15 protein-coding genes and 1 pseudogene are annotated in these 19,278 nt (G+C 68.1%); 9 read left to right on the forward strand and 7 right to left on the reverse strand.

Annotated features, from left to right (window positions below; genetic code table 11):
• The first annotated feature begins 50 nt into the window (after positions 1-50).
• On the forward strand, positions 51-1,763 hold the full coding sequence (locus LG3211_RS07640) for an AMP-binding protein (protein WP_057942311.1): 1,713 nt from the start codon (positions 51-53) through the stop codon (positions 1,761-1,763).
• Positions 1,764-1,785: 22 nt separating this feature from the next.
• On the opposite strand, the gene ppx is transcribed toward LG3211_RS07640, so the two are convergent.
• From ppx to LG3211_RS07665, 5 genes and pseudogenes are all read right to left on the reverse strand, one after another.
• On the reverse strand, positions 1,786-3,315 hold the full coding sequence (gene ppx, locus LG3211_RS07645) for an exopolyphosphatase (protein WP_057942312.1): 1,530 nt from the start codon (positions 3,313-3,315) through the stop codon (positions 1,786-1,788).
• A gap of 15 nt (positions 3,316-3,330) precedes the next feature.
• On the reverse strand, positions 3,331-5,415 hold the full coding sequence (gene ppk1, locus LG3211_RS07650) for a polyphosphate kinase 1 (protein ID WP_057942313.1): 2,085 nt from the start codon (positions 5,413-5,415) through the stop codon (positions 3,331-3,333).
• Positions 5,416-5,541: 126 nt separating this feature from the next.
• Positions 5,542-6,852: pseudogene (gene phoR, locus LG3211_RS07655) on the reverse strand (phosphate regulon sensor histidine kinase PhoR); the annotation flags it as partial.
• Between the two features lie 9 nt (positions 6,853-6,861).
• Positions 6,862-7,569: a phosphate regulon transcriptional regulator PhoB gene (phoB, locus tag LG3211_RS07660; protein ID WP_057942314.1), complete on the reverse strand. Its 708-nt coding sequence runs from the start codon at positions 7,567-7,569 to the stop codon at positions 6,862-6,864.
• Between the two features lie 634 nt (positions 7,570-8,203).
• Entirely contained in the window at positions 8,204-9,841 is a 1,638-nt protein-coding gene (locus LG3211_RS07665) for a M48 family metalloprotease (protein ID WP_083512379.1), read from the reverse strand.
• A 363-nt stretch (positions 9,842-10,204) separates the two neighbouring features.
• On the opposite strand from LG3211_RS07665, the gene grxC reads away from it, so the two are divergent.
• From grxC to LG3211_RS07690, 5 genes are all read left to right on the forward strand, one after another.
• Positions 10,205-10,486 carry a glutaredoxin 3 gene (gene grxC, locus LG3211_RS07670; protein WP_057942315.1) on the forward strand — a complete coding sequence of 94 codons (282 nt, stop codon included), beginning with the start codon at positions 10,205-10,207 and terminating at the stop codon, positions 10,484-10,486.
• Positions 10,483-10,884: a carboxymuconolactone decarboxylase family protein gene (locus LG3211_RS07675; RefSeq protein WP_057942316.1), complete on the forward strand. Its 402-nt coding sequence runs from the start codon at positions 10,483-10,485 to the stop codon at positions 10,882-10,884. Before grxC ends, LG3211_RS07675 begins: the two co-directional genes overlap by 4 nt.
• Before the next feature lie 274 nt (positions 10,885-11,158).
• Positions 11,159-12,172 (forward strand): isocitrate dehydrogenase, encoded by a 1,014-nt coding sequence (locus LG3211_RS07680; RefSeq protein WP_057942317.1) that lies wholly within the window; start codon positions 11,159-11,161, stop codon positions 12,170-12,172.
• Between the two features lie 259 nt (positions 12,173-12,431).
• Positions 12,432-12,668 carry a hypothetical protein gene (locus tag LG3211_RS07685; RefSeq protein ID WP_148648793.1) on the forward strand — a complete coding sequence of 79 codons (237 nt, stop codon included), beginning with the start codon at positions 12,432-12,434 and terminating at the stop codon, positions 12,666-12,668.
• Between the two features lie 438 nt (positions 12,669-13,106).
• Positions 13,107-14,459, forward strand: a complete 1,353-nt coding sequence (locus LG3211_RS07690) for a Na+/H+ antiporter NhaC family protein (RefSeq protein WP_057942319.1) — start codon at positions 13,107-13,109, stop codon at positions 14,457-14,459.
• A 279-nt stretch (positions 14,460-14,738) separates the two neighbouring features.
• Here LG3211_RS07690 and LG3211_RS07695 read toward each other — a convergent pair whose 3' ends face one another.
• Positions 14,739-16,085, reverse strand: coding sequence for a lytic transglycosylase domain-containing protein (locus LG3211_RS07695; protein ID WP_057942320.1), 1,347 nt, complete (start codon positions 16,083-16,085; stop codon positions 14,739-14,741).
• The gene (gene gloB / locus LG3211_RS07700; RefSeq protein ID WP_057942321.1) at positions 16,082-16,867 is read right to left on the reverse strand and encodes a hydroxyacylglutathione hydrolase; all 786 of its coding nucleotides are present in this window, start codon (positions 16,865-16,867) and stop codon (positions 16,082-16,084) included. The genes LG3211_RS07695 and gloB overlap by 4 nt, the downstream gene beginning before the upstream one ends.
• Before the next feature lie 270 nt (positions 16,868-17,137).
• On the opposite strand from gloB, the gene LG3211_RS07705 reads away from it, so the two are divergent.
• The 3 genes from LG3211_RS07705 to dnaQ all read left to right on the forward strand — a co-directional run bounded on the left by LG3211_RS07705 (position 17,138) and on the right by dnaQ (position 19,209).
• Positions 17,138-17,860 carry a class I SAM-dependent methyltransferase gene (locus LG3211_RS07705; RefSeq protein ID WP_057942322.1) on the forward strand — a complete coding sequence of 241 codons (723 nt, stop codon included), beginning with the start codon at positions 17,138-17,140 and terminating at the stop codon, positions 17,858-17,860.
• A gap of 30 nt (positions 17,861-17,890) precedes the next feature.
• A complete protein-coding gene (gene rnhA / locus LG3211_RS07710; RefSeq protein ID WP_057942323.1) occupies positions 17,891-18,361 on the forward strand; it encodes a ribonuclease HI in 471 nt (156 codons plus the stop codon).
• Between the two features lie 113 nt (positions 18,362-18,474).
• The gene (gene dnaQ, locus LG3211_RS07715) at positions 18,475-19,209 is read left to right on the forward strand and encodes a DNA polymerase III subunit epsilon (RefSeq protein ID WP_057942324.1); all 735 of its coding nucleotides are present in this window, start codon (positions 18,475-18,477) and stop codon (positions 19,207-19,209) included.
• Positions 19,210-19,278: the final 69 nt, after the last annotated feature.

A 19,278-nucleotide genomic window follows, 5' to 3' on the forward strand; every position in this document is an offset into this window, starting at 1 on the left:
ACGGCGACGAGCCGCGAATCATCGGTGCTGAGCACGGATATGCTGGCGCCATGAGCCATGCCCGTACTTCGCCGGACCCTGCACTGAGCCACGTCGTCGGCGCCACCGCGCCGCCGCTGCTGGAGGAAACCATCGGCGCGATGCTCGCGCGGGTGGCCGCGACCTGGCCCGAGCGCGAGGCGCTGGTGGTGCCGCCGCAGGGCGTGCGCCTGAGTTGGAGCGCGTTCGATACGGCGGTCAGCCGGTTGGCCGCGGGGCTGCTCAAGCTCGGCCTGGCGCCGGGCGATCGCATCGGCGTGTGGTCGCTCAACCGCGCCGAATGGGTGTTGCTGCAGTTCGCCAGCGCGCGCGTCGGCCTGATCCTGGTCAACATCAATCCGGCCTATCGCACTCACGAGCTGGAATACGCCTTGAATCTGGTCGCGTGCCGGGCGCTGGCGATCGTGCCTTCGTTCAAGACCTCGCACTATCTGCAGATGTTGCGCGAACTGGCGCCGGAGTTGGACGAGCATCCGCCCGGTCTGTTGCGGTCGCGGCGGTTGCCGGACCTGCGCCATGTGCTGTCGATGGGGGCCGGCGAGCCGCCCGCGGGAACGCACGCGTTCGACGCCGTCGCCGCCTGCGACGATGCCGACGCGCATGCGCGGCTGCGCGAAGTGGCGGCGCTGTTGTCGCCGGACGACGCGGTCAACATCCAGTTCACCTCCGGCACCACCGGCGCGCCGAAGGGCGCGACGCTGACTCATCGCAATATCGTCAACAACGGCTTCTTCGTCGGCGAAGCGATGCGCTTGAGCGAACACGACCGGCTGTGCATTCCTGTGCCGTTCTATCACTGCTTCGGCATGGTCCTGGGCAATATGGCCTGCGTCACCCACGGCGCCTGCATGGTGATTCCCGGGGAAGGTTTCGACCCGCTGGTCACCTTGCGCACGGTGGCCGAAGAGCGCTGCACCGGCCTGCACGGCGTGCCGACGATGTTCATCGGCGAGCTGGAGCATCCGCGTTTCGCCGAGTTCGATCTGTCGAGCCTGCGCACCGGGATCATGGCCGGTTCGAACTGCCCGATCGAGGTGATGAAGCATGTGGTCGAGCGCATGCACATGCAGCAGGTCACCATCGCCTACGGCATGACCGAGACCAGTCCGGTCAGTTTCCAGACCGTGCCGGAGGACCCGCTGGCGCGGCGGGTGGATTCGGTCGGACGCGTGCATCCGCATGTCGAAGTGCGCATCGTAGACGACAACGGCGACACCGTGCCGCGCGGCGAGATCGGCGAGTTGCTGACGCGCGGATACTCGGTGATGCAAGGCTATTGGGGCGATCCCAAGCGCAGCGCCGAAGCCATCGACAGCGGGGGCTGGATGCACACCGGCGACCAGGCCGTCATCGACGCGGACGGTTATGCGCATATCGTCGGCCGCCTGAAGGACATGCTGATCCGCGGCGGCGAGAACGTGTATCCGCGCGAAATCGAGGAATTCCTCTACGCCCATCCGGCGATCGCCGACGTGCAGGTGTTCGGCGTGCCCGATGCGAAATTCGGCGAGGAAGTGTGCGCATGGATACGCGTGGCCGAAGGCGCGAGTCTGGATGCCGAGGCCGTGCGCGCGTTCTGCCAGGGCCGCATCGCCCAGTACAAGATTCCGCGCTACATCGAGTTCGTCGATAACCTGCCGATGACGATCAGCGGCAAGCCGCAGAAATTCCTGATGCGCGAGCGGATGATCGAGCGACTGGCGGCGGCCGCGAGCGACGGCTGAGCGCCGCCGCATCCGCGCGGCTTCAGGCCGCCAGCAGTCTCAGCGCGATGCCCAATCCCGCCATGTCCTGCGGCTCGCCTTCAAGGTCGGCGCGCACCAGCGGCCGCGATTCCAGCCAGCGCTTGGACACGGTCAGGGTGAGCGTGTTGCCGTCGGCGTGGGCGTCGAGCTGCGGGATCGGATCGGACTCATGCGCGCGGTGCAGCAGCACCGCCAGGCGCAGCAGCGCCGAACTGCGCCGCACCGCCGCGAGCAGGCGATCGGGCAGGGCCTCGAACGCGTTCTTGGGAATGCCGCGGCGATGCGTGCGCACCAGCGCGGCCAGGAACTGCTGTTGCTGGCGCGAGAAGCCGGAGATGTCCGAGTTCTCGATCACGTACGAGCTGTGCACGTGGTACTGGCTGTGGGCGATCACCAGCCCCAGCTCGTGCAGGCGCGCGGCGCGTATCAGCATCAGGCGGTCGTCGGCGTCCAGTTGCCAGGCTTTGGCCACCTGGTCGAACAAGCGCTGCATGGTCGCTTCCACCCGCGCCGATTGTTGTTCGTCGATGCCGTAGCGCTTGACCAGGGCCTTGACGGCCGCGTCGCGCGGATCGTCGGCGCCGCCGCGGCCGAGCATGTCGTACAGCACGCCCTCGCGCATCGCCGCCTTGCTGATGGCCATGCGCTGCAGCCCCAGCACGTTGAAGGCCGCTTCCAGGATCAGGATGCCGCCGGCGATCACCGAACGGCGGTCGGCGGACAGCCCGGGCAGTTCGATGGCGTCGATGCGGTCGGCCTGCAGCAGGCGGTCGCGCAGCAGCGGCAGGGCTTCGGCGGTGACCGCGCCCTTGGTCAGCTTCATCGCCGCGCAGATCTCGCCGATGGCCTTGTTGGTGCCGGATGACCCCAGCGCCTCCTGCCAGCCCAGCGCGCGGTAGGTGCCGGCGAATTGCTGGAACTCGGCCGAGACCTCGGTCAGCGCGTCGCGCCATTTCTTCTTGGACAGCTTGCCGTTCTCGAAGAAGCGGCGGGTGGTGGCGATGCAGCCGACCTGCAGGCTTTCGCGCTCGATCGCCTCGAAGCCGCTGCCGATGATGCATTCGGTGGAGCCGCCGCCGATGTCGATGACCAGGCGCCGCTCGCCGGGCTTGGACGGCTGGGCGTGGGCGATGCCCAGATAGATCAGACGCGCTTCTTCGCGGCCGGACACCACTTCGATGGCATGGCCCAGCGCCGATTCGGCCGGCATCAGGAAGGACTGCGGCGCGGCCAGGCGGCGCACGGTGTTGGTGGCGATGGCGCGCACGTGCTGCGGCGGCACGTCGCGGATGCGCTGGCCGAAGCGCGACAGGCAATCCAGCGCGCGCTGGCGTACTTCCGGCGCCAGGCCGCCCTTGCGGTCGAGGCCTTCGGCCATGCGCACGGTCTCGCGCAGGCGATCGACCGTGCGCAGCTGGCCCAACACGTACCGCGCGACCACCATGTGGAAACTGTTCGAGCCCAGATCGACGGCGGCGAGCAGGTCGCCGTCCTGGAGCGGCAGGCGGGTGGTCGGGAAAATGTTATTCATGTGCGGAAGTTTGGGTCATCCGCACAATTTGGCCAACAGCGTGGACTGTGCCGAGTGCGGCATCGCGCCTTCGGCCGGGGCCAGGCGCTGATATTCGCCGTCGGACTGCAGCTCCCAGGAATTGAGGTTGTCGGCCAGGTAGTTGGCCAGCGCTTCCTCGTAGACGCGCCCGCGCAGCTCCGAGTCCAGGATCGGGAAGCCGGTTTCCACGCGTCGCAGCAGGTTGCGTTCGAGCCAGTCGGCGCTGGAGCAGAACAGGTCCGGCGCGCCGTCGTTGGCGAACCAGTAGACGCGGTGGTGTTCGAGGAAGCGGCCGACGATCGAGCGCACCCGGATGTTGTCCGACACGCCTGCCACGCCCGGGCGCAGGGTGCAGGCGCCGCGCACGATCAGGTCGATCTGCACGCCGGCCTGCGAGGCCTGGTACAGCGCGCGGATCACCTGCGGCTCGTTGAGGGCGTTCATCTTGGCGACGATGCGCGCCGGCTTGCCGGCGCGCGCGTGCTTGGTTTCGCGGTCGATGCGCTTGAGCACGCCGGCATGCAGGGTGAACGGCGATTGCAGCAGGCACTTGAGCTTGAGCGACGGCGCCAGCCCGGACAGCTGCTGGAAGATCATGTGCACGTCGTTGCCGATATCCGGATCGGCGGTGATCAGGCCGAAGTCGGTGTAGGCGCGCGCGGTGCCGCTGTGGTAGTTGCCGGTGCCCAGGTGGGTGTAGCGCTTGAGCTTGCGGCCTTCGCGCCGCACGATCAGCAGCATCTTGGCGTGGGTCTTGTAGCCGACCACGCCGTACACGACCTGCACGCCGGCTTCCTGCAGGCGGTCGGCGAGGCCCAGGTTGGCCTCCTCGTCGAATCGCGCGCGCAGCTCGACCACCACGGTCACGTCCTTGCCGTTGCGCGCGGCCTGGACCAGTTGTTCGACGATCGGCGAATCCTTGCCGGCGCGATACAGGGTCTGCTTGATCGCGAGCACGTTCGGGTCTTCAGCGGCCTGGCGGATCAGTTCCAGCACCGGCGCGAACGAGTCGAAGGGGTGGTGCAACAGCACGTCGCCATCGGCGACGGTGTCGAACAAGGTCTCCACGCCGGGCAGCACGCGCTGCTGGTAGGGCGGGAATTTCAGCTCCGGACGCTGGACCAGATCGTAGACCTGGATCACGCGATTGAGATTGACCGGGCCGTTGATGCGGTACACCGCGTTCTCGGGCAGGTCGAAATTCTCCAGCAGGGTACGCACGATCGGCTTGGGGCACTGCTCGGCGATTTCCAGCCGCACCGCGCGCAGATAGCCGCGGCCGATCAGCTCGTCGCGCAGCGCCAGGGCGATGTTGTCGACTTCTTCCTCGTCCACCAGCAATTCGGAATTGCGCGTGACGCGGAACTGGTACGCGCCCTTGACCTCCATGCCCGGGAACAGCTCATCGACGAACGCCGACAGCACCGAGGACAGGAACACGAAGTCGTGCTTGCCGCCGGAGACGTTCTCCGGCAGCTGGATGATGCGCGGCAACGACCGCGGCGCGCGCACGATGGCCAGGTTGCCGGCGCGTCCGAACGCGTCCTTGCCCTTGAGCACGACGACGATGTTGAGCGATTTGTTGAGGATCTTCGGGAACGGATGCGCCGGGTCCAGGCCCAGCGGCGACAGCACCGGCATGATCTCGTCGCGGAAATACGCGCGCAGCCAGCGAGTCTGGCGCGCGTTCCAGGAGTTGCGGCCCAGCACGCGCACGCCCGAGTCCTGCAGCGCCGGGCGCAGCACGTCGTTCCAGCATTCGTACTGCGCCTTGACCAGTTCGGCGGCGCGGTCGTGGATGCGCGAGAGCACGGTCTGCGGCGCCAGCCCGTCGGGGCCCGGCGCCAAGCCCAGGTCCTGCGCGTGGCGCAGGGTGCCGGCGCGGATTTCGAAGAATTCGTCCAGGTTGGTGCAGGAGATGCACAGGTACTTCAGCCGCTCCAGCAGCGGCACCTGCGCGTCCTGGGCTTGCGCCAGCACGCGGAAATTGAAGTCCAGCTGCGACAGTTCGCGGTTGAAGTACAGCGAGCTGTCGCGCAGCGGATCGGTGTCGAGCGTGGTTTCCGTCATCGCATTCATGGCGCGGCTGCTTCGATCCTGTGCGGTCTGTTCAACGGGTCAATCGGAGGGATGCTGCAAGGTCTGCTGTAAATCCGCGTGATGCGCGGGGTCCGGGCCAGTATCGGCGAAGCCGTCGTTGTACGCATCGCGGCGGCGGATGCGGTCCACGCCGAAATGGCAGGCGAAGGTGCTGCCGCGGCCGACTTCGCTGGCGATCTCCAGCCGCGCCCCGTGCAGGTGCAGCACGTGCTTGACGATCGACAGGCCAAGGCCGGTGCCGCCGCTTTCGCGCGAACGGCTGGTGGAGACGCGATAGAAGCGCTCGGTGATGCGCGGCAGATGCGCGGCCGGAATGCCGTAGCCGCTGTCCACCACTTCCAGCACCGCGCCGCGCGCGATGCCGGCGCTTTCCGGGCGGAAGCGGATGCGGATGGTGCCGCCGGCCGGGGTGTAGCGGATGGCGTTGCCGACCAGATTGGAGAACGCGCTGTGCAGTTCCTTGTTGGAACCGAACAGGTCCACGCCGGCCAGATCGTCCATGGCGATCTCGTGCCGGCCCTGGCTCAGCGCATTGGCTTCGCGCTTGAGCGTGGACAGCATGGAGGACATCGACACGGTTTCTTCCGCCGGCAGGCTGTCCTGCGATTCCAGGCGCGACAGCGTCAACAGGTCTTCGACCAGTTGGGTCATGCGCTGCGACTGGCGCTGCATCTCGGCCAGCATCGGCGCCCAGTCCGGGTGTTCTTCCGGATCGAGCATGTCCAGGTAGCCGTGGACCACGGTCAGCGGCGTGCGCAGTTCGTGCGAGACGTTGGCGACGAAGTCGCGGCGCATCTGTTCGAGCTGCAGCAGGCGGCTGACGTCGCGCGCGACCAGCAGCCACAGGTTTTCCGAGTAGGGGATCAGGCGCAGGCTCAGGGTGATCGCCGGATTCCACGGCGACGCCGCTTCCAACGGCTCGGCATTACGGCCCGAGGCCAGCCAGTGCGCCAGCTGCAGCGGCTGCAGGCGATTGACCACCGGCGCGCCGATGTCGCGCGGATAGCGCAGGCCCATCAGGCCGGTCGCGGCTTCGTTGAACCATTGGATGCGCTGGCTGTTGCGCTCGACCACCACGATCGCGTCGGGCATGGCCGCGGCGGCGGCGCGGTAGGCGCGCAGCATTTCGATCAGGCGGCGCTTGCGCCCGCGCATTTCCGCCTGGCTGCGGTGCAGCAGGCGGTCGAGTTCGTTCCAGATGCCTTCGCCCAGCGGCGGGGTCAGGCGCTGGCGCGCGGTCAGCCGGATCAGGACCCGGCGCAGGCGCCAGTAATGCCACGCGACCACGCCGAGCGCGGCGGCGGTGACGATCGGCCACGGATAGCCGATCAGAATCCCGAGCACGGCCGCGCCGACCAGGATCAGGGCCAGCTGACCGAGGGTGCGGAACCAGGCGGAGCGTGCGCGGGGCGGCATACCCCCAGCTTACGCGGCGAGTGAGGCAGAAAAACGATAGCCCGCGCCGCGCACGGTCTGGACCATGCCGTCGAGACGATGCGGCTCCAGGGTCTTGCGCAGGCGGCGGATGTGTACGTCCACGGTGCGCTCTTCGACATAGACGCTGCCGCCCCAGACGTGATCGAGCAACTGGGTGCGCGAGTACACGCGTTCGGGGTGGGTCATGAAGAAATGCAGCAATCGGTATTCGGTCGGGCCGATCTGCACCGGCTGGTCGCCGCCTTCGCCCTGGGCGAACACGCGGTGAGCGGCGCCGTCGATGCGCAGCGGGCCGACGCCGACGCTGCCGTCTTCGTCGTCTTCGCGCGAGCGGCGCAGCACGGCGCGGATGCGCGCCAGCAGTTCGCGCGCCGAGAACGGCTTGACGACATAGTCGTCAACGCCGGCCTCCAGGCCACCGACGCGGTCGTTCTCTTCGCCGCGCGCGGTCAGCATGATGATCGGGATCTCGCGGGTCAGCGATTCCTTGCGCCAGCGCCGGGCCAGTTCCAGGCCGCTGGTGCCCGGGAGCATCCAGTCGAGCAGGATCAGGTCGGGGACGCGGTCGGCGATGGCGGCCTGGGCCTCGCGGGCGTCGCCGGCGTGCACCGGGTCGTATTCGCCCTTGCGCAGGGCGAAGGACACCATGTCGCGGATGGCGGGTTCGTCTTCGACTATCAGGATGCGCTTCTGCACACGGTCACCGGGGGAGGAGGCGGAAAGGGTTCGTCCTTGAAGCCGCGCCAGTACACTACCGTTTTGTGACTACTCCATGACATAGGGTGGGCGGCATTGTCGTTATTGCGATGTGGCGCCACTGTGCAAAGGTTTCCGTACGCCGCCAATGCTGACGGGCTTCCGCCGTGGTTGGGGGTGCTTTCGCCGTCGTTGGCGACGTTATCGGCTCCGCGCGAGTTTGGCGGTCTGATGACATCGTGATGGCAGGGCTGGGGCGCGCGGCGATGACGGGCGGGGGTGTTGTCGGTTACTCGGGACTGAAATTTTGCCCGTTTTGAAAAATCGGGCGGTTGGTTGCGCGGGTTGAGGGCGGAATCGTGACAGTGGGGTAGCAAAAGCAAATCCCCCTGGCCCTCCCCGCAGGCACAGCCTGCGGGCGTTCAGTGCCGCGCGAACCTGCGGTTCGCAAGCGCGGCCCTTCACCCTTTTTCAAAGGGGGGAACCCGGTAGGTGGAGGCGTGGGAGGCCGTGGGCACGCAAGTAGCCGTAGAGCACGCACGTAAATGCCTGCCCCCTTTGAAAAAGGGGGCTCGCGCCTTGCGCTGCGTGGAGGTCGGGCCGACCCGGCGGCGCGGGGGATTTGCCCCCGGGACTACTGCCGCTTGAGGTCTTCGTCGCGCACACCCTGCCGCTTGAGTTCAAGCACGGTCGGGGTGATCGCGGCGATGCGGGCCTCGATCCGGGCGCGGGCGTAGTAGTCCAGGTCGGGCTTGCGCTTGAGCGTGTTCAGCTGGACCAGGGCCTGCTCCGGACGGCCGCGCAGATAGGCGGCTTCGGCATAGGCCTCGCCGGCGCGGATCGAGTCGCCGGCGATCTCGCAGGCGCGTGCGAAGGTCTGCTGCAGCAGCGGGTCGTCGCTGTACGGGCCGAACAAGGGCCGCAGAACCGCCTGGGCGCGCTGGCCCGCGGCCGGAGTGGCGCGATCGGTCAGCACCTTGGCATAGGTCAGGGCGATGGCGCGGTTGTTGGGGGTCTGGCGCAGCAGGGCCTCGAAGCGGGCGTCGGCGGCGGCGATCTTGCCGGCCTGGGCCTCGGCTTCGCCCAGGGCCAGGCTCAGCCACAGTTGGTCGGGGTGCTTCTGCAGCAATTCGCTCAGGCTGGCGATCGCCGCGGCGGTCTGGTTGGAGCGCATCCGCGCCAGCGCCAGCCCGTAGCGCTTGGCGTCGCTGTCGCCGCCGAGTTTTTCGTACTCGCGCACCGCTTCGCGCGGCGAGTTGGCGCTCATCACCCGGACCCGCTCGCGGGCGTAGTCGAACACGCCGGTGCCGCCGGAGCTCAGCGCCTGATCGTTGAGCTTCAGGCCGCTGGGCAGCAGCGGGTTGTCGGTGCCGGCAGCGTTGGGCGGCAGGGTGAAGGGCGCCTTGGGAATGCGCTCGACCCGCACCGCGTTGGGCGTGGAGGTCACCGCGGTGAGACTGTTCTTGTTCGCCAGCTGCTCGGCGCGTTCCTTGGCTTCGCTGATGCGGGTGGTGGTGACCGGGTGGGTCATCAGATAGTCCGGCGTTTCGCCGTACCAGTTGGCCGCGTTGCTGCGCGAGACCACCTGCATGCGCTGGAAGAAACCAGCCATGGCCGTGGTGTCGTAATTGCTGCGCGACAGGGTCTGGATGCCGATGCGGTCGGCCTCGGACTCGTTGGAGCGGGTGTAGTTGATCTGGCGCTGCTGCATCAGGCCCAGGCCGGAGGTGATCGCGGCCATGGTGGCGTCGTCGTTGGAATTGCTGCCGGCCGACTGGGCGGCGACGATCGCGCCCAGCATCGCCAGCAGGATCGGCAACTGATCGCGCTGCGCGCGCTCGACCCCGCGCAGCACGTGTTGCTGGGTGACGTGGGCGATTTCGTGCGAGATCACCGCGGCGACCTCGTCTTCCTTCTCCGCGGTGAGCACCAGCCCGGAGTTGACCCCGATGTAGCCGCCCAGGGTGGCGAAGGCGTTGATCTGGCGCTCGCGCAGCATGAAGAAGGTGAAAGGCTGGCGCGGCTTGTCGCTGTTGGCGGCCAGGCGCGTGCCCAGGGTGTCGAGCCAGCTGTCGATCAGCGGGTCTTCGAGCAGATAATCGTAATGGCGCAGCTGCGCCAGCATCATCGAGCCGTACTCGCGCTGCTTGGCCGGCGTCAGCAGTTCCGCGGCCGAGGACCCGATGTCCGGCAGTTTGTTTTCCTGCGCGCTCGCGCAGACGCTGGCGAGGGCGAAGGTGACAGCGGCGGTGAGCAGGGCGATGCGGCGCAAGCGGAATTCCTTGGGGCGAGCGGGCGGTGCGGAGCCGGCGGTGTTTCGGCCGGTTGCTTGGATCGAGGATCTGAACTAACGCATGAAACGGCGAAACGGGTGAAGCGGGTGGATGCGGCGGCGAACACGGGCGTGCGGCGCAGGCGTTGGCAGGATGCAGGCCGGCGCGATCGGTGGCGTGAACATGCCGTTAATCCCGCCCCCAGGTCTGCCCAGGGCCGCCTGCCGGCCCTGCTGCGCGCACCCGACGCCGGCGTATTGCGCGGCAACGGACTGCGTTCCACCCACGCGCTTTAAACTGCCCGGACGCGCGCCCATATTCGACCGCGAATCCACCCGTAAGTTTCAGGCAGGAGAACCGTTTTGAGCGACACCGCCCCCCAACCGCCGTCGATCGTGATCTATACCACCGCGATCTGCCCGTATTGCGTCGCCGCGAAGAATTTCCTCAAGAGCAAAGGCCAGACCTGGAGCGAGGTGCGCATCGATCTGGACCCGGCCGAGCGCGAGAAAATGGTCGCCACGACCAAGCGCACCAGCGTCCCGCAGATCTTCATCGGCGACACCCATGTCGGCGGCTATGACGACATGATGGCGCTGCATCGCGCGGGCGGATTGGAACCCTTGCTGGCAGGCGCGGCATGAGCGGCGCCGAGGACAGCGGCGAAAAAGACCGCGTCGCTGAGTTCACCGCGTTCCGCAAGCGCATGAACGAACGCATCCTGGCCGAGCCGAATCAGGTCGTGCGCCGCTTCTTCGCGCTCGACACGCAGACTTACCAGGCCGGTGCGCTGGACGTGAAGACCAAGGAACTGCTCGGCCTGGTCGCATCCATGGTGCTGCGCTGCGACGACTGCATCAGCTACCACGTCGCTCAGTGCAAGGAGGCGGGGGTCAATCGCGACGAAATGTTCGAAGCGTTTTCGGTGGGATTGGTGGTCGGTGGTTCGATCGTGATCCCGCACATGCGCCGCGCGGTGGACTTCCTCGACAAGCTCGAACAGGGCGAAGCGGCCGCGCCGGCCGGGCACGACCACGGCTGAACGGCTTTCCGCGGTCGCGGCGCAAGCCGCGACCGCGCACCTCACGGCCGACCTGGGCGGCAGGCAGCGTCTGCCGGGCTGATGGCCGCCCGAACCTGTCCGGATCGCACCCGCGGCTGCGCCGAATCGGGCCGATCGAGCGCCGGCGGGGCCGGTTCAGTACGTCTGCGCATGCAGGGGGGAGCCGCTTCCGGCATAATTAGGGGGCTAACGCTCACACTTTTGCGCGCCGCGCCCTCGGCGCGCGCCGCCCTAACGCTGGAAGAATTCCCTCATGACGCAAACCATTACGGTCATCCGTGGCGACGGTATCGGCCCCGAGATCATGGACGCCACCCTGCACGTGCTCGACGCGATGAACCTCGGTCTGAGCTACGAGTTCGCCGACGCCGGTCTGGTCGCGCTGGAAAAGCACGGCGAGCTGTTGCCGGCGGCGACGATGGATTCGATCCGCAAGACCCGCGTCGCGCTCAAGAGCCCGCTGACCACGCCGGTCGGCGAGGGCTTCAGCTCGATCAACGTCGAACTGCGCAAGCGCTTCGACCTGTACGCCAACGTGCGTCCGGCCAAGTCGTTCCCGAACACCAAGTCGCGCTTCCCGAGCGGCGTGGACCTGATCACCGTGCGCGAGAACACCGAAGGCGCCTACATCGGTGAAGGCCAGTCGCTGTCGGAAGACGGCGAGACCGCGCTGCTGACCCAGAAGATCACCCGCCGCGGCTCCGAGCGCATCGTGCGCTACGCCTTCGACCTGGCCCGCAAGACCGGCCGCAAGAAGGTCACTGTGGTGCACAAGGCCAACATCCTGAAGTCGACCTCGGGCCTGTTCCTGAAGACCGCGCGCGAAGTGGCGCAGCAGTATCCGGACATCCAGTGCAACGAGATGATCGTGGACAACACCTGCATGCAGCTGGTGATGCGTCCGGAGCAGTTCGACATCATCGTCACCACCAACCTGTTCGGCGACATCATCTCCGACCTGTGCGCCGGCCTCGTCGGCGGACTGGGCCTGGCGCCGGGCGCGAACATCGGCACCGATGCGGCGATCTTCGAGGCCGTGCACGGCTCGGCGCCGGACATCGCCGGCAAGGGCATCGCCAATCCCTGCGCCTTGCTGCTGGGCGCGGCGCAGATGCTCGACCACCTCGGCCAGCCGGAGAAGGCGACCAAGCTGCGCGAAGCGATCATCGCCACGCTGGAAGCCAAGGATTCGCTGACCCCGGACCTGGGCGGCGAGGGCAACACGATGTCGTTCGCCAAGGCGATCGCGAGCCGCGCGGCGGCATAAGCGGCGCCCGGCAGGGCGCGATAAGCCCGATCCGATCGACGACGGGGCGCCAGCAGGCGCCCCGTTTCGTTTTTGCGAGCCGGCGCACGGCCTGCGCGGTACGAGCGACCAGGCGGCGAGGCCGCCGCGCGGGGCCGGTGCTAGGCTCGGCGGCGAAGTTCGGCAGGACGCCGTCCACTGCTCGAATGGCCGTCGATGCACGCCCGCGTGCTTCATCGCGACGGTTCCCTCGCGGCGGCCATCTCGCATTGAGGTATCGATGAAGACCAGGGAAATGAAGGTCAAGGCGCTCGCACTGTTGGCGCTGGCATTGTTCAGCGCCGCCGGCACGGTCGCCGCGATTCCGAAGCCGGGCACCTGCACCGCGGCGAACCAGGGCCAACGGGTAACGGAAACCGCGTCCAACGGCAGTTCGCGCATCTATCTGTGCGACGACAGCGTGTGGCAGCTGTACGCGATCTGCGACAACCGCGGCCGCTGCACGATCGTGATCTGAGCGCGCGCGGCAGCGCCCGGGCGAACGAGCCCGGGCCGTCGCGGGGGTAGGACGGGGCGCCTTCGGGCGCCCTGTTTCGTTCTTGGGGACTTCGATCGCGCCGTACTGTTTGACGAGGCCTTTTCAGAATGCCGAGGTTCGCGGCGTTATCGTCTTGTCGCGGGTCCTGAGCCGGCTCGGGATGGCGGAGGGCCCGGCGGGAAGACCGGCTCGTTCAGTTTCAACGGCCTGGCGCTGCCGCGAGATCTCTGTGGGAGGGAGCTTCAGCCCCGACGCTTGTCTTACGGTGATCGGCGTTCGGACCGGAAAGCGTCGGGCTGAAGCTCTTTCCCACAAGAAACTCGTAGCTCCCCCACACAGCATTCCACCCCCGGCACTCGACACGCGCCATGCTGCACTGCAAAATCGCACGGTTTTCGAATCCATTCGGATGAAGCGATGAATCAACCGTCCCAGTCCGGCGCGCCCTTGTCCCCGAGCGGGCTCGCGCTGACCCCGCTGCTGCTGTTCCTGGCGCTGTTCTTCGGCGCCGGGCTGTATTTCACCGCGCAGGGCGATGCGATGGGGTTCTACCAACTGCATGCGCCGGTGGCGATCCTGCCGGCGCTGGCGTTGGCGGCGTTCATCGCGTGGCGGCGCGGGATCAAGCCGCTGGAGACATTGCTCAACGGCATGGGCGATCACAACGTCGTGCTGATGTGCCTGATCTTTCTGCTGGCCGGCGGTTTCGTCGAGGTGTCCAAGGCGATCGGCGCGGTCGATGCGATCGTGTCGCTCGGCGTCGGCAACGTGCATCCGGCCTTGTTGCTGCCGGCGCTGTTCGTGGTCGCCGGTTTCATCTCGATGTCGCTGGGCACGTCCATGGGCACCATCGCCGCGGTCGCGCCGATCGCGCTGGGCGTGTCGGACGCGTCCGGTCTGGATCGCGCGCTGGTGCTCGGCGCAGTGATCGGCGGTGCGACCTTCGGCGACAACCTGTCGGTGATCTCCGACACCGCCATCGTCGCCAGCCGCACCCAGGGCTGCACGATGCGGGAGAAATTCCGCGAGAACCTCAAGCTGGCGCTGCCGGCGGCGCTGGGCACGCTGATACTGCTGGGTTTCCTCGGCGAAACCGCGCCGGTGCAGACGCCCGATCCGGTGTCGCCGTGGCTGATCCTGCCGTATCTGATTGTGCTCGGCCTGGCCATCGCCGGCATCGACGTGATCATCGTGCTCAGCATCGGCCTGATCATCGCCGGACTGTTCGGCGTGTTCTTCGCGGAAGACTTCGGTTTCGCCGCCTACACCACGCATATTTGGGACGGTTTCGAGAGCATGGTCGAGATTACCTTGCTGTCGCTGCTGGTCGGCGGCCTGGGCGCGCTGATGAAAGCCGCCGGCGGATTGGCGTGGCTGGCGCGGGTGATCGGCAAGTTCGCGCGCGGCCATCGCAGCCGGCGCGCGGGCGAAATCAGCATCGCCGCGTTGTCGGCGACCACCGATGTGTTCACCGCGAACAACACCGTGGCGATCCTGATCAGCGGCGGCCTGGCGCGCGATGTGGCGCAACAGCACGACGTGCCGCCGGCGCGCGCGGCCAGTGTGCTCGACATCTTCGCTTGCGTGACTCAGGGAGTGCTGCCGTACGGCGCGCAGATTCTGTTGGCGGCGTCGCTGAGCAAGGTCTCGCCGTTGGAACTGGCCGGCAATGTGCATTACAGCTGGTTGCTGGGCGGGGTGACGATCGTGGCGATGCTTTGGCCTTCGCGGAAGCGTAAGCAGGCCGAGGCGATTGCGGCGGCGGATTGAGTTCGCGGGCCCTCACCCCAACCCCGCCCCGGCCCAAACGCATAGCGTTTGGGCGTTCGCGGACGCGCGAGCCGATGGCTCGCAAGCAGCGTCCACTCACCCCGCAAGCGGGAGAGGGGCTTAATCAGCAGTGTTGGTGAAGTGGCGTTCGTTCCCTCTCCCGCTTGCGGGAGAGGGCCAGGGTGAGGGATGAGCGCGAAGCGCGAACGCTCTCCACACCGTGGCGCAGGAACAAAAAAAGCCCGGCATAGCCGGGCTTTTTCTATCAACGCGACCGCGCTACTTACGCCCGGGCTTAGGCCCATCGATCAACAACGCCTGCCCCGGCTTCAACACCGTCTTCGCATTCAAGCCATTGAGCTTGAGCAGATCCGCCGCGCGCACGCCGTAGCGCTTGGCGATGGTCCACGCGTTCTCGCCGCGGCCGACGGTGTGGCGTCGCGGCGCGGCGGCGACGTGCTTGCCGGCTTTGGTTTTCTTGCCGTCGCTGTCGGTGTCGTCGGGCGCTTCGGCCGATGCGGAAGTGGAGGCCGCTTCGCTCGGCGCCAATGTCGTGGAGAACACCTTCGCGCCCACATTCGCATCGCTGCCCGCAGCCGCGCTTGGAAACAATTCGCCGCCGGCGAGCGAAAGCCCGGATGCGCCCGATCCGGGCGTGCCGATCGCGCTGGCGGCCACCGCCAGCAGCGGCGCGCGCTGGCCGCCGGGGCGGACGATGCGGCCGTTGTCGAACACCGGGTTCAGACGCAGCAACTGCGCCGAGTCCTGATCGGTGCGCGCGGCCCATTCGCCGATGCTGTCGATCTCCGCCGGCACCGTCACCGCGGCCAGCCGCGGCACCGGCCGGTCCAGCGCGTTGAGCCATTCGGCGCGGTCGTCGGCCTGCTCCATCAGGCAGGACAGGGCGTGCAGCTTGCGCACGTAGGCGGTGGTGATGTCGGACAGCCCGGTGAGGTCGTCGTGGCGGGTGGCGGCAATGCTCTGGCCGCCGCGCTTGACCGCGTTGAGCACGCGGTATTCGCCTGCGTTGTAGGCCATCACCGTCAGCCGCCAGTCGCCGCCGAACATGCCGTGCAGAGTTTTCAGGTAGCGCACCGCGGCCTGGGTGGACTCCACCGGCGACAGGCGGCCGTCGTAGCCCTCGCGCATCGGCACGCGATGGTTGCGCGCGGTCATCGCGATCATCTGCCACAGCCCGGCCGGGCCGCTGGCGCTGCGCGCGCCGGGGCGGTAGCCGCTTTCGACGAACGGGATCAGCGCGTATTCGGTCGGCAGGCTGGCTTCGCGCAGGGCATCGACCACGTAGCCGAACAGCGGCAGCAGGTCGTCGTCCTTGGCCGCCAGGCGCTTGGGCGCGGTGGCGAAGTGCTGGCGCCAGCGGCTGCTGACCCCGGGTTCGCAGGTCTTGTCGGCCAGGCCGTCGCGGAAGCGTTGGTAGATGTCGCGGCCGTTGCGGGTGGGGCCGGTGTCGTTGGCCGGGTCGGCGGCCGGCGGCGGCGCTAACTGGGCGGCGTCGGCCGCCAGCGCCGGCGCGGGCAGGGCCGCGCTCAGGTACAGGCAGGCGGCCAGGGCCGCGTGCAGCGGCCGGCGCGAAGCCGCCCGGGCCAGGGCGCGCGCCGGTCTCACGCGCGGAACCCGTCCTTCCAGCGCCGCAGTTCGGCGAAGGTCTCGACCTCGTCGGCCGGCTCGCGGCCCAGGCGGTGAGCGATCGCGCGGATCACTCCCGGCTGGCGCGTGCGCAGGAACGGGTTGGTCTCGCGTTCTTCCGCGATCGAGCTGGGCAGGGTGGGGCGTCCGGCGTCGCGCATGGCCTGGGCCTGTTCGGTGCGGCGTTGCAGCGCCGGGTTATCGGGTTCGACCACACGCGCGAAGGCGGCGTTGGACAGGGTGTATTCGTGCCCGCAGCAGACCCGGGTATCGTCCGGCAGGGCCGCCAGGCGGGTCAGCGAGGCCAGCATCTGGGCGGGCGTACCTTCGAACAGGCGGCCACAGCCCAGGCTGAACAAGGTGTCGCCGCTGAACACGATGCGGTCGGTCGCGCGGCCGCCGCGCTCCAGGTAATAGGCGATATGGCTGCGGGTGTGGCCAGGAACGGCCAGCACGTCGAGGGTCCAGCCATCGACGTGGATCTTGACCCCGTCGCCGACCTGGGCGGTGGCGCTGGCGATGCGGCCGTCGTCGGGGGCGAACACCGGGATGTTCGGCCAGCGCTCGCGCAGCGCCGGGGTGGCGCCGATGTGGTCGTCGTGATGGTGGGTCAGCAGGATCCCGACCGGGCGCAGGCCGTGCGCGGCCGCGGCCAGGACCGGGGCGGCGTCGCCCGGATCGACGATCAGCGCGGCTTCGTCGTCGCCGGACAAGGCCCAGATGTAGTTGTCGCTGAGGGCGGGCAGGGCGAGCAACCGCATTGTGAGGACTCCTGGCTGTCGCCCCGCGGGCAGGGCCGCTTGGCAGTAGGCTGGTTGCTCTGGCGCGCGCTGGAATCGATCCGGTCGCGACAGGACTATGCTCTAGCTCTGCCGATTCCCGATTCCCGATTCCCGATTCCCGATTTCCGATTTCCGATTTCCGATTTCCGAATCCCGAATCCCGAATCCCGAATCCCGAATCCCGAATCCCGAATCCCGAATCCCGAATCCCGAATCCCGAATCCCGGCCCCACACACCGAGACGCGACCATGCCCGCCCTGTCCCACGGCCGTCAACCCGATCACGATTCCAGCCCGGCCCTGCGCTGGTTCGGGGAGGTGCCCGGGCATGGCCTGCTGGACGTGGAAGCCGCGGCGATGGCGCCGGTGCTGGCGGCCAGCCCGAGCCTGCCCTGGGCCTGGTTCGGGGTCGCCGCGGCCTCGCCGCCACCGGGCCGGGGCGTGGCCCTGCGCCGCAGCCGCGACGGCTTCGACGGCCCGCTGCGCTGCCGCCTGCCGCTGCCGCTGGCCAGCGAGGGCTTCGGCGCGGTGCTGCTGCAGCACGTGTTCGACGACGGCGCCGATCCGCAGCCGCTGCTCAGCGAATGCGCGCGCATCCTCGCTCCGGGCGGACGCCTGTGGCTGGCCACGCTCAACCCCTGGAGCCCGTACCGCCTGCGCTGGGCGCGCAGCGGCCTGATCGCCCGCGACGCCGGCCACTGGCAGGCGATGCTGCGCGCCTCGGGCTTCGCCTCCGATCCGGTCAGCCTGCAGTGGCTGGGCCCGCGCTGGCGGGTCGCTCACGGCGAAGCCGGCATCGGCGCGGCCGACGTGGTCCGCGCCGGCGTCGCCCTGAGCCTGACCAAGCGCGTGCACGCCGCGATTCCGCCCTCGCGCCTGCAGCAATTGCGCTGGCAGACCGGTCTGGTCCCGCGCGACGCCGCCGCGCATCGCGGCGCCAGCGCCGCGCGCAACGACGATAAGCAGCGATAATGCCCGGCCGTTTCACTGAGTAGTCGTTGCGTGAGCCCAACCAACCAAGGCGCAGACAAAACCGTAGACATCCACACCGACGGCGCCTGCCTCGGCAATCCCGGCCCCGGCGGCTGGGCGGCGCTGCTGCGCTACAAGAGCCATGAGCGCGAACTGTCGGGCGGCGAGCCGGACACCACCAACAACCGCATGGAGCTGATGGGCGCGATCATGGGCCTGGAAGCGCTCAGCGAGCCGTGCACGGTGGTGCTGACCACCGACTCGCAGTACGTGCGCAAGGGCATCACCGAATGGATCGGCAACTGGGCGCGGCGCGGCTGGAAAACCGCCGGCGGCGACCCTGTGAAGAACCGCGACCTGTGGGAGCGCCTGCACGCGGCCAGCCAGCGTCATCAGATCGAGTGGAAGTGGGTCAAGGGCCACTCGGGCAATCCGGAGAACGAGCGCGTGGATACCTTGGCGCGGGTGCAGGCCGAGCGGCTCAGGCCATACAGGCCGTAGTTCCGCAATCGAGCGGCCACACAGAGCAACGAGGAGGAAACTCGGCCTCGTCGCTCCTTCCTAATGCCTCGCTTTGTACGCCACTCGTTCCTGGCTTCTGAGACAATCCCTGCATGCGTCAAATCATCCTAGACACCGAAACCACCGGCCTGAGCTGGGAGCGCGGCAACCGGGTGGTCGAAATCGGCTGCGTCGAGTTCATCGAGCGCCGCCCCACCGGCCGCCACTTCCACAAGTACATCAAGCCCGACTGCGACTTCGAAGCCGGCGCGCAGGAAGTCACCGGCCTGTCGCTGGAGCGGCTGGCCAACGAGCCGCGCATGGAGGAAGTCGTCGATGAATTCCTCGAATTCATCCGCGGCGCCGAACTGATCATCCACAACGCGGCCTTCGACGTCGGGTTCCTCAACAACGAGCTGTCGATCTGCGGCGCGCAGTACGGCAAGCTGGCCGACCACGTTCCCAACATCGAAGACTCGTTGTTGCTGGCGCGCCAGCGCTATCCGGGCCAGCGCAATTCGCTGGACGCCTTGTGCAAACGCCTGGGCGTGGACAACTCGCACCGCCAGTTGCACGGCGCGCTGCTCGACGCCCAGTTGCTGGGCGAGGTCTATATCGGCCTGACCTCGGGCCAGGAAGAAATCGGCTTCGGCGATCCGTCCGCCGCCGCGCAGCAGAAGAAGCTCGACATCCAGGTCGATCTGAGCGCGCCGCGTCCGCGCGTGATCGTGCTGGCCGGTGAAATGGCCGCGCATCAGGCGCGGCTGGAGAAGCTGCGCAAGAAGGCCGGCAAGTGCGTGTGGGATTTGTCCGAGCCGCTGGAAACCGCGCAGGCCGTCGAGGCCTGAGTCCGCGCGCCGGCGTTCGCCCCGGCCGCTGCGGTAGCGTGGTCGCGGCTTGCGCCGCACCTGGCCAGC

This window comes from Lysobacter gummosus (genome assembly GCF_001442805.1).
GTDB classification, from domain to species: domain Bacteria; phylum Pseudomonadota; class Gammaproteobacteria; order Xanthomonadales; family Xanthomonadaceae; genus Lysobacter; species Lysobacter gummosus.

What these genes read in the sequence shown, in the direction of transcription:
- LG3211_RS07640 (WP_057942311.1), top strand. Translation starts at nt 51, where the DNA reads ATGAGCCATGCCCGTACTTCGCCGGACCCTGCACTGAGCCACGTCGTC.
- ppx (WP_057942312.1), bottom strand. Translation starts at nt 3,315, where the DNA reads ATGAATAACATTTTCCCGACCACCCGCCTGCCGCTCCAGGACGGCGAC.
- ppk1 (WP_057942313.1), bottom strand. Translation starts at nt 5,415, where the DNA reads ATGAATGCGATGACGGAAACCACGCTCGACACCGATCCGCTGCGCGAC.
- LG3211_RS07675 (WP_057942316.1), top strand. Translation starts at nt 10,483, where the DNA reads ATGAGCGGCGCCGAGGACAGCGGCGAAAAAGACCGCGTCGCTGAGTTC.
- LG3211_RS07680 (WP_057942317.1), top strand. Translation starts at nt 11,159, where the DNA reads ATGACGCAAACCATTACGGTCATCCGTGGCGACGGTATCGGCCCCGAG.
- LG3211_RS07685 (WP_148648793.1), top strand. Translation starts at nt 12,432, where the DNA reads ATGAAGACCAGGGAAATGAAGGTCAAGGCGCTCGCACTGTTGGCGCTG.
- LG3211_RS07690 (WP_057942319.1), top strand. Translation starts at nt 13,107, where the DNA reads ATGAATCAACCGTCCCAGTCCGGCGCGCCCTTGTCCCCGAGCGGGCTC.
- gloB (WP_057942321.1), bottom strand. Translation starts at nt 16,867, where the DNA reads ATGCGGTTGCTCGCCCTGCCCGCCCTCAGCGACAACTACATCTGGGCC.
- LG3211_RS07705 (WP_057942322.1), top strand. Translation starts at nt 17,138, where the DNA reads ATGCCCGCCCTGTCCCACGGCCGTCAACCCGATCACGATTCCAGCCCG.
- dnaQ (WP_057942324.1), top strand. Translation starts at nt 18,475, where the DNA reads ATGCGTCAAATCATCCTAGACACCGAAACCACCGGCCTGAGCTGGGAG.